Origin of the sequence: Vaccinium witches'-broom phytoplasma str. VAC (assembly GCF_000309405.1) — a bacterium.
Classification (GTDB): Bacteria; Bacillota_I; Bacilli_A; order Acholeplasmatales; family Acholeplasmataceae; genus Phytoplasma.
Map to the genome: position 1 here is coordinate 1 of NZ_AKIN01000139.1, position 10,647 is coordinate 10,647.

A 10,647-nucleotide genomic window follows, 5' to 3' on the forward strand; every position below is an offset into this window, starting at 1 on the left:
AAAATACTTTGTTAGTTTGAAAAGATATGAAATTATCACTTAATTTTAAGTTTTAAAGAATAATTTTAGAGATAAAAGTTGTCTAAAAAAAAGAAACAGCGCATTGTGATCGGATGATTTTTATGCGAAGATATAATAATCTTTTCTTGTGTTAAATTTACTTAACTAATTATTAATTAATGGAGGGAATTATGTTATTATTATATTATTAGCATATTTTTTTATGAAGCAATAAAGTCCTTTAAAAAAGCCTTTCTTTTTCTTATTGATCTTAATTATTGGACTTCTATGAAAAAATAAAAATATAAAAAACAGCTAATTTAGGCTCATAAATAATTTTTTTAAATTTATTTAGAAGGTTGGTTTTTATCAAAAATATTTCTTTTAAAAAAATTTTTTTCTCCCAGAAAAGAGATATTATTAATTTAAGGGTTGGTTTTTATTATTAAACACTCAATAAAATCATTAAACAAAGTTTAAATTAAACTAATTAAACCAATAAAGAACAATTTTAATCATTACTTATTTCTTTTCATAAAAGAGGCAATACTCATTAATATTCAAAAAAATAGTAAAAAAGGCCTGAATTTTGAATATTATTAAAATAGATATTAATTTTTATTCAATTAATAAAAATAAAAAAAATAATCGATCAATTATTTTTTCAAGAAAGGTTTTATATAAACATGTTAAGTTTTCTTACAAAATTATTTGATTCTTCAAATAAATATTTAAAAAAAGCGAAAGCAATAACTACTAAAATTGAAAAATTAGAAGAAGAGATGCAACAACTAAAAGATGAGGATTTTCCTAAAGAAACAGAAAAATTAAAACAACGTTTTCAAGAAGGTGCTTCTTTAGATAGTTTATTAGTGGAAGCTTACGCTTTGGCGAGAGAAGCTTCCAGAAGAGTAACTGGTTTAACACCTTATTACGTACAACTTTTAGGTTCTATCGTTTTACATCAAGGCCAAATAGCCGAAATGAAAACCGGAGAAGGTAAAACTTTAACTTCTGTTTTACCAGCTTATTTAAACGCTTTAAGTGGTGATTCAGTTCATATCGTGACAGTTAATGAATATTTAGCTAGTCGTGAAGCCGAAGGACAAATAGGCGATATTTTCCGTTTTTTAGGCATGAATGTGGGTTTAAATACTAAAGATAAAACCATTCCTGAAAAAAAATTAGCTTATCAAGCTGATATTCTTTATTCTACTAATAGTGAATTAGGTTTCGATTATTTAAGAGATAATATGGAAACTGATATTAATAATTTAATGATGCATCGTGATTATAACTATGTTATTATTGATGAAATAGACTCTATTTTAATTGATGAAGCTAGAACTCCTTTAATTATTTCAAGTAGCACTCAACAAGGCAAAAAGTTTTACCGTGATGCTGATCGTTTCGTAAAAAGCTTAAAACCAGAACATTATATGATCGATTTAGAATCTAAAACTATCGAATTAACTGAAGAAGGCGTACGCAAAGCTGAAGCTTTTTTCCAATTAACTAATTTATACAATAATTCTCACTCTTTATTATTGCACCACATTAAAAACAGTTTAAAAGCCGTTTTTATTATGGAAAAAAATAAAGATTATTTAGTGGATAAAGGACAAGTCTTAATTATTGACCAATTCACTGGTAGGATTTTAAATGGTCGTCAATTCAGTGATGGTTTACATCAAGCGATCGAAGCCAAAGAAGGATGTGTTATTAAAGAAGAAACAGAAGTTGCCGCCACTATTACTTACCAAAATTTCTTTAGAATTTACCGTAAAATGTCAGGCATGACAGGAACAGCTAAAACAGAAGAAAAAGAATTCGTTAATATTTATAAAATGAAAGTAGTGGAAATTCCTACTAATAAACCAATGATTAGAGAAGACGCTCCTGATTATGTTTTCGCTTCTGCTAAAGCAAAATGGCAAGCTTTATTAGGCGAAATTGAAAAAAGGCATGCTACACAACAACCTATTTTAATCGGAACGCCAACAGTGGAAGTTTCCGAAGAAATAGCTAAATATTTGAAAAAAAGAAAAATTAAACATGAAGTTCTTAATGCTAAAAACCACTCTAAAGAGGCAGAAATTATCGCTAAAGCTGGACATAAAGGTTCTATCACTATCGCTACTAATATGGCTGGTCGTGGGACTGATATCCGTTTAGGCGAAGGAGTAGTTGAATTAGGCGGATTAGCTGTTTTAGGGACCGAAAGACACGAAGCACGTAGGATTGATAACCAATTAAGAGGACGTGCTGGACGTCAAGGCGACCCAGGTTTTTCTCGCTTTTTCGTTTCCACTGATGATGATTTGGTGAAACGTTTTGGCGGCAACAGAATGCAAAAAATTATCGCTATGTTACAAAACAACAGTGGTTCTGATGAACCTATCACTTTAAAAATGTTTAGTAATTTTGTGACTAACATTCAGAAAAAAATCGAATCTTCTAATTATGATTACCGTAAATTTGTTTTACAATTTGATTCTGTTTTAAGATTGCAAAGAGAAATCATTTACCAACAAAGAAAAGAAATTTTAAAATCTGAAGAAGTAGATGTTTTAGTTGTAAACTTAATGAATAAAACTTTAAACAGTAATATTAATTACTTTTTAAAAAATAAAATGACCAATAAAGATGATGAAGGTATTAAAGAATTTATTACTTATTTAGAAACTTTATTTTTCCTTCCCAATACTTTTACGGTCCAAGATTTCCAAACTCAAGAAGAACCGCGTTTTCTTTTATCTTCTAAAGAAATAGAAGAAGTGGTGAAAAAAAAAGTAACGACTTTCTTGGAAGAGCAAAAAGCTAAATTACAAGTTATTGATGATAAGCAGTATTTTTATGTTTTAAGATACATTATGCTACAAAAAGTAGATTCTTATTTCAAACGTCATATTAATGATATGAGCATTTTGAGAAGAGGAATTAATTTTTTAAGTTACGGTCAACAAAACTCCTTAGTAGTTTATCAAGAAGAAGGGCAAAAGTTTTTCAACCAAATGATCGAAAATATAGCCCTTGAAGTAACGAAAACTATTTTAAAAAGTTCCGCTTTAACCGACCAATTAGTGGAATCCTTTCAAGAACAATTAATTTTCAACCGCTCTGATTCTGAAGACAATACTACGAAAAGGAAAAATAGAAAAATTAGAGGCTCTAGAAAACCTTGGAATTAAACTTTTTTATACCCCACAAATGAACATAATTTAAAACAGTCTTTTAAAAGAATTTTTATTTTTTGAAAATATTTTTAGTATTTGTGGCAAAAGATATTATCCGATAGAAGGAGAATAAAGTGAATAAAAACAAAAAGATAAAACCCCTATTGTTCCTTATAAAAGTAATCGTTTTTTAGATTTAGTTAATAAAGAACAAAACTCACTTTTAACATCTGAAGTCAATTATTCCGTTATTAACAAGACGATAGGCTTACTGAAGTGATTTTAGGAGATGTTTTTTCAAAGTCATCCCTAAAATTAAACAAACTTTTGAAGTTATTATCGCCGGATCCTCCTAGCGTGGGATAATACTAATCAAAACACCCTTCTTCTAAATTTTAACAAAATTCTTATGAAAATCCATTTTATCCCTTTGGAACTAACAAAAAACAAAACTTTATATCGATCAAATAAGATAACTTTACACATCAGCTTATTTTAATTTTTCTGGTCAAAAAAGGAAATAAACTTTAGGAAAATTCGGCAACCAAACCACTACTTATAAAGTTCATGAAAAAGGCGCTTTACCTCACGATGTGATTAAAATACCTGCTTTAGCAGGTGGAGCCAGTTTAAAAGAAAGATTTTTTTGCCGAACTTGTGAAAATAAAATTTTACCATTCAAAGAGTTAAAAAAACATTTAAAACACGATACAATAGTTTATCTTACACAAAAGCCTCAAGTCTTAACTGAAAAAATGATTAATTTAGTTATTCAAAAAACACACCAGGAAATGTTTTAATCCCTTTTGTAAGTTCTGGTTCAGAATTATTAGTAGCTAAAAGGATTAATTTAAATTATATCGGTATTGAAATAAATCCTGATTATGATTGTTTAACCGAAGAGGTTTTGAAAAATGTATACATTAACTCTTCAAATGTTGAACAATTTGGAAGCCAAATTAAAAAAATTTCATGATTTTTTTCATTATGTGAGTTGCAACTCTTTAAAATTAGAAGAATTAATTGTAAAAAACATTCAAGAAGATTCTTCAAACTCTGATAAGATCGAATAGATTTGCAACAGTCACAATGTAGAACATGATATTTTGATTAACGGCAAAACTCGTATTCAAATTAAATCTGGCAAAAACAAAAATTTAATTTAGTTTTTTCTAGACATAGGTTAAGTAAATTCAACGTCTATTTTAAACAAATTAATAATTTTCTGAACGGAATTGATTATTCATTCATCTCCGTTCCTTACAAAAGAAAAAAATGCAAAATGGTAAAAAAACATTTTTACGAAGTTATGCAATTTCAAAATAATATATTAAAAATTTCTGAAAACAATTCATGGGTTGAAAAAGCCATCAATTAACTAATTCTCATGGAGTGGTTTTTTTAATATATCCTTTTCAATGAGTTGGCCAATTGGGCAGCACATTCCTTTAGTTTTAATCCTCGCAAAGACTTATATGAATGAAATTTAAAAAAATTATTAAACAAAACGCCTATATGATAAATATTTAATTATTAAGATATGAGATGTAGGTTTTTCTTTTCTTACAATTTCCCAAGCGATGACAAAATTTTCAGATAAAAATTAAAAATAATTTGCTTTCTTATGAAAAAGAAGTTTTACTTAGTGTTAGTATTTTTTTACAATTAGAATATTTGCAAATATTCTAATTGTAAAAAGAAGCTTTTGATAATCCTTCGTTGCATAAAAAAGGACAAAATTTTAACACGGAGAAAAACGAAATGGAAAGATATGAAATTAACCAAACTATAACAGCTTTGCAAATTGTTTTGCACAATTTAGAACAAAAAATCGATTTAAAAAACAAGAAAAAACAAATAGACGATTTAATGGCTTTAATGGAAAAACCTAATTTTTGGACCGAAAATAAAGACGCTATTGATATTAGTCAAAAACTTCATCAACTACAAAATAAAATTTCTAATTTTAATTCTTTAAAGAAAAAATACGATGATTTGGCGACTTTATTTGTACTAGTAGAAAATGAAAACGATAAGGATTTGCTTTTCCTTATTGAAGAGTTAAAACAAATTCAAAAAGAAATTAAAGATTTTGAAATTGAAGTTTTATTGAATCAACCTTACGATGAAAATAACGCTATTTTAATTTTACATTCAGGTGCTGGCGGAACCGAGTCGCAAGATTGGTGCGAAATGTTAACACGAATGTACCAAAAGTACGCTCAAAGAAAAAAATTTCAATACGAAATCCTTCATTCTCAACCAGGCGAAGAAGCGGGTTTAAAAACGGCGACTATCTTGATTAAAGGTCCATACGCTTACGGATATTTAAAAGCTGAAAGAGGCGTTCATCGTTTGGTGAGAGTATCTCCTTTTGATTCCGGCGCAAGAAGACACACCTCTTTTGCTTCTTGTGAGATTTTACCTGAAATTAACGAAGATATTCAAATTGAGATTAAAGATGAAGATATCAAAGTAGATGTTTATCGCAGTAGTGGAGCTGGCGGACAACATGTTAATACGACCGATTCTGCGGTAAGAATTACTCATTTACCGACCAACACTGTCGTGACTTGCCAAAACGAAAGAAGTCAAATTAAAAATAGAGAAAAAGCTTTACAAATTTTAAAAACCAAATTATTACAAATAGCTTTAAAAGAACAAGAAGAAAGTAAAAAAAACTTTAACGGAGAACAAAAAGATATTAGTTGGGGTTCTCAGATTAGAAGTTATGTTTTTCACCCTTATCAAATGGTAAAAGACCATCGCACCAATTATGAATATTTTCAAATTGACGCTGTAATGGATGGTTTTTTAGACGATTTTATTAACGCTTTTTTGAGGCAAAAAAACAATTCTTCATAATAAAAAATTATCATTAGAAAGGGCATAAAAAGATTATTCAATCTTTTTATATAATAATTATTTATGGACACCAATGTTTCCAATAAGAAAGATAACATTAAAAAATGGACAAGTTTGATTTTAAATGATATTGTCTTATCTATCGCTATTTATTTCTTTTTAATTTCTACTAATTTAAACACAGGAGGAATGGATGGCGTAGCTATGTTGATGGACAAATTTATTAAACCTGATTTATTTTCAACAAGTTTTTCTAATATTTCTGTTTTTATTTTCCTCACTCAAGTATTTTCCTTAATAGTTGGTTGGAAAGTTTTTGGTAAAGACTTCTTCACTAAAACCGCTTTTTTAGTTATTATTTTAATCGTCAGCGTTCCTCTTTTTGATTTGTTAACTGACAAGAATAAAGGTAAGATTTTTGATTTATTACATATAAAAAACATGTACGTTCAATTAGTTATTGCTTCTCTGATGAGCGGTCTTATGATTGGAACTACGTTGGCAAACATTCGAAACCACGGTTATAATACTGGAGGAATGGATGTTTTTCATAAACTTTTAAAAGAAAAGTTTCAAATTAATTTCATTATTATTTTATTTATGACTGATGGTGTTTTAGTTTCAGTTGATTCTTTATTAAAAAGTATGGAAAATAAAAAAGAATTTGATGGAGCAGTTTTTTTGGAAACCGGGATTAGATTATTATTGTCTTTTATAACTATCATTATTATTGGTTATATCATGGAAAAGAAAAATAAAATTAATGTTGATATTGCCGATAACAAATAAAAAAGTCTTCAATTCTGAAAATAAAACACCTCATTAGAACTCAATATTAGGAAGGTTTTTCAACCCATGTATCACAACGGTTTTATTAAAATAGAATTATCCAATCCTGATTTGCACATCGGGAATCCCTTTAAAAATGCTGAAAGTATTCTTAAAGTTCTTAACCATAGCAAAGCTAGCTTTGTTTTATTTCCTGAATTATGTTTAAGTAGTTATACAGCTGGAGATTTATTTTTTGAAACTACTTTTTATCAGGAAGTTTTAGAATCTTTAAAATTTATCATGGAAAAAACCACTTTTGAAGGAGTTTATTTAGCAGGAATGCCTTTCTTTTTGGAAGAAGTTTTATTCAATGTCGCTGTGGTAATTCAAAAAGATAAAATTTTAGGCATTGTTCCTAAACACACTATTCCTAATTATAAAGAATTTAGCGAAAAAAGATGGTTTCATTCTGGCAAAACTATCCAAACGCAAGAGATTGATTTTTTAGGACAAAAAGTACCTGTCGGTAATATTTTATTTATTAATAAAAAATTCGATATCAGTTTTGGGGCGGAGATTTGTCAAGATTTATGGACTATTGAATCTCCTAGCGATTTATTAGCTTTAAATGGAGCGGAATTAATTTTTAACTTATCTTCTTCTACCGAACATATCGGTAAAAAAGAAATGCGCACAAATGCGGTTATTAATCATTCTCGCAAACATATTGGTGGTTATTTTTACACTAGTAGTGGAATTACAGAATCATCTACTGATGTCCTTTTTTCTAACCATAAAATAGCCGCTGTTTTCGGTAATTTAATTGGTGAAAAAGATTTATTTAACCAAGATGATACTAGTTTAGTCGTTGATGTTTGTATTGATTCTATCAAACACCAAAGAAGAATTGATACCACTTTAGGTGATCAAAAAATCGGCAAAGAATATCCTTTTTTGAAAGCTTATTTCAATATTAAAGAATATGATAATTATGAATTTGAAAAACCTTTCCACCAAAAACCTTTCGTGGAAATGAAGGATTTAGAGGAACAATTAAAACTAGCGAACCATATTCAGTTTTTATCTTTACAAAGTAAAATATCACATATTAAAAATTTGAAAGTGATTTTAAAATTCGCTTCGCGTTTAAACGAATTATTGTCCCTTTTGGCAGTCGTACAAAGTTTTCAAGCTAGTAAAAAAACACTAGATGATTTGATTGTGATTATGGAAGATGAAAAAGATTTTCAACCTGATTTTGTTGCATTGATTAAAAACTTTTTAAAAAACTTAGGGATTAAAAATATTCTTCTTGATAATGAGGATCACCAACCCCAAGTTAAAGAATGGTTAAGCAAAGAATTGATTCATCACGCTTTAAGTAAATTTACCCCAAATCCTCTGATGTTGGACGATTCACAAATTTTAGTGTTAGAAAGTGATAATTTGTCAGATACGGCTTTAGGAAAAGTAAGTGCAAGAATCCATTATTATGATCAATTGTATAATGTTAATGTTGGTTTAACCCAAACTTTAATGACTGAATTAATTCTTTTCCATTTGAATAAACCTATCATTTCTATCACTCCTGAATTAAAAGTTTTTTACCAAGAACAGATAGAAAAATTTTTAACCCCTAATATCATCATAGAAGATTTTATTTTATATCATCATTTAAAAAATAATTTTTCTAAAGCAAAAATCGCTTTTTTAATCAAACACACTTTCTCTTTAAATAAGGAAGAAAGTTTAGTTTTAGTGCAAAATTATTTAAAAACTTTTTATCAGGCACAATACAAAAGGCAACAAATGTCCCCAGGACCTAAAATTTTAGAAAATAGCCTTTCACCAAGAACGGAATTTAAGTTACCTATTAATTTCCAACGAAAAGAGTGAAAAACGTAATTTATAGAAATAGAAGTATAGAATATGAAAAAAAAAGTGATTGTTGGTTTATCAGGTGGAGTTGATAGTAGCGTTACGGCTTTATTATTAAAACAACAAGGTTATGAGGTAGAAGGTATTTTTATGCGCAATTGGGATAGTAGTTTGAATTATGATGTTCAAGGTAATCCTAATATTAATGATGATGTTTGCCCGCAAACAGCCGATTTGAATGATGCTGCTGCCATCGCTAAACAATTAGATATTAAATTTCATCAAGTTGATTTTTCCGCAGAATATTGGGACCAAGTGTTTTCGTATTTTTTAAAATTATTAAAACAAAATTTAACCCCTAATCCCGATATTTTATGCAATAATCAAATTAAATTTCTCACTTTTATCAAATATGCCGAACAATTCAATCCTGATTTTATCGCTATGGGGCATTATGCCAATATTACTCATAAAAAAGGTCAACCCATCTTAACTAAAGCTTGGGACGATACCAAAGACCAAACTTATTTTTTATCTCAACTTAAACAAAAACAATTAGATAAAATCCTTTTCCCTTTAGGAAAAATGACTAAAAAAGAAGTCAGAGAAATCGCCGCTAAAAATTCTTTAATAACAGCGAGAAAAAAAGACTCCACTGGTATTTGTTTTATCGGAGAACGCAAATTCAGTTCTTTTTTAAAAAATTATATTCCTGCTAAAAAAGGTCCTATTAAAGATATGAATGGCAAGTTTTTACAAGAACATGAAGGCATTTTTAATTATACTATTGGGCAAAGAAAAGGACTTAATTTAGGGGTTACTCAAGAAAATCAAGCTCCCTGGTTTGTCGTGGGTAAAGAATTGCTCACCAATACTTTGTTTGTGGACCAAAGTTATGACAGCCCTTACCTTTATAGCGATTCAACTTTAATCATTGATGTCGTGTGGAGAAATTATGATGTTTATCAAAATCATGGTAAAATGAAGATGATGGCTAAATTTCGTTATCGTCAACCCGATCAAGAAGTGGAACTTGTTTGGTTGGATAAAACAACTTTAAAAGTTTATTATCCCCAAAAAATCAAAGCTATCACGCCAGGGCAAATAGCGGCTTTTTATAAAGATGATTTTTGTATAGGAGCAGGAATGATTAAAGAAGTTTATTATCAAGATAAAAAACTTTCATATGTTTAAACATTTTTTTATCCTTTAAAAATATGTTTTAAAAATTTAAAAAAATAGGTGATTAAAGTGCTTTTTAATACTACTGAAAGCCATAACATAGAAACAAAAGTTCATGAAGAAATTTTATTTCAAGAATTGATGCAAAAAGTAAAAAAATACATTCATGAAAAAACAGTCTTAGATAAAATTAATCAAGCTTATTTATTGGCTAAAAAAAAACATACAAATCAAAAAAGAGTAACGGGTGAAGACTTCATTATTCACCCTATTTCTGTTGCTATTCTTTTAGCTGATTTGAATAGTGAACCCAATACTTTAATGGCTGGTTTATTACACGATTCTTTAGAAGATACGGATTTAACTTTTGATGAATTAAAAGATTTTTTAGGGGAAGATGTGGCTTATATAGTGAAAAGAACCACTAAATTAGCTAAACTTAGTTTTAACCCTAAACAAAGACAAGTGGAAAATCATCAAAAACTTTTTTTAGCTATGGCTAATGATATTAGAGTAGTTTTGGTAAAAATAGCAGATAGACTGCATAATATGCAGACTTTAAAAGAAATGAAGCCTGAAAAACAATTACATATTTCCCAAGAAACATTAGATATTTATGTTCCTTTAACCCATCGTTTAGGTCTTTTTAAAATTAAATCTCAATTAGAAGATTTAACTTTTAGATATATGAACCCTAAAGAATATTACCACATTTCTAACCTAATTAACGCTAAAAAAAATGAACGCGAAAATTCTATAAAAAATATTATTAAAA

At 28.4% G+C, this 10,647-nt stretch carries 8 protein-coding genes; all 8 read left to right on the plus strand.

The annotated features are described in order from the left end of the window. Positions 1–686: 686 nt before the first annotated feature. On the plus strand, positions 687–3,191 hold the full coding sequence (secA, locus tag RI68_RS02320; protein ID WP_017193631.1) for a preprotein translocase subunit SecA: 2,505 nt from the start codon (positions 687–689) through the stop codon (positions 3,189–3,191). A 578-nt stretch (positions 3,192–3,769) separates the two neighbouring features. After that, positions 3,770–3,976: a hypothetical protein gene (locus tag RI68_RS02325; protein WP_017193632.1), complete on the plus strand. Its 207-nt coding sequence runs from the start codon at positions 3,770–3,772 to the stop codon at positions 3,974–3,976. A gap of 114 nt (positions 3,977–4,090) precedes the next feature. Continuing rightward, positions 4,091–4,249 (plus strand): hypothetical protein, encoded by a 159-nt coding sequence (locus tag RI68_RS04070; RefSeq protein ID WP_017193633.1) that lies wholly within the window; start codon positions 4,091–4,093, stop codon positions 4,247–4,249. Between the two features lie 688 nt (positions 4,250–4,937). After that, a complete protein-coding gene (gene prfB, locus RI68_RS02330) occupies positions 4,938–6,041 on the plus strand; it encodes a peptide chain release factor 2 (protein WP_026071953.1) in 1,104 nt (367 codons plus the stop codon). A gap of 63 nt (positions 6,042–6,104) precedes the next feature. Further along, a complete protein-coding gene (locus tag RI68_RS02335) occupies positions 6,105–6,830 on the plus strand; it encodes a YitT family protein (RefSeq protein ID WP_017193635.1) in 726 nt (241 codons plus the stop codon). A gap of 66 nt (positions 6,831–6,896) precedes the next feature. Continuing rightward, positions 6,897–8,708 carry a nitrilase-related carbon-nitrogen hydrolase gene (locus tag RI68_RS02340; protein ID WP_017193636.1) on the plus strand — a complete coding sequence of 604 codons (1,812 nt, stop codon included), beginning with the start codon at positions 6,897–6,899 and terminating at the stop codon, positions 8,706–8,708. A gap of 33 nt (positions 8,709–8,741) precedes the next feature. After that, positions 8,742–9,884, plus strand: a complete 1,143-nt coding sequence (gene mnmA, locus RI68_RS02345) for a tRNA 2-thiouridine(34) synthase MnmA (protein ID WP_017193637.1) — start codon at positions 8,742–8,744, stop codon at positions 9,882–9,884. Between the two features lie 57 nt (positions 9,885–9,941). Further along, the coding region (locus RI68_RS03490) for an HD domain-containing protein (RefSeq protein ID WP_017193638.1) at positions 9,942–10,647 on the plus strand (706 nt) is incomplete at its 3' end.

Coding starts and splice junctions, on each gene's coding strand:
- RI68_RS02340 (WP_017193636.1), top strand. CDS start 6,897: ATGTATCACAACGGTTTTATTAAAATAGAATTATCCAATCCTGATTTG.
- RI68_RS02335 (WP_017193635.1), top strand. CDS start 6,105: ATGGACACCAATGTTTCCAATAAGAAAGATAACATTAAAAAATGGACA.
- mnmA (WP_017193637.1), top strand. CDS start 8,742: ATGAAAAAAAAAGTGATTGTTGGTTTATCAGGTGGAGTTGATAGTAGC.
- secA (WP_017193631.1), top strand. CDS start 687: ATGTTAAGTTTTCTTACAAAATTATTTGATTCTTCAAATAAATATTTA.
- RI68_RS04070 (WP_017193633.1), top strand. CDS start 4,091: ATGTATACATTAACTCTTCAAATGTTGAACAATTTGGAAGCCAAATTA.
- prfB (WP_026071953.1), top strand. CDS start 4,938: ATGGAAAGATATGAAATTAACCAAACTATAACAGCTTTGCAAATTGTT.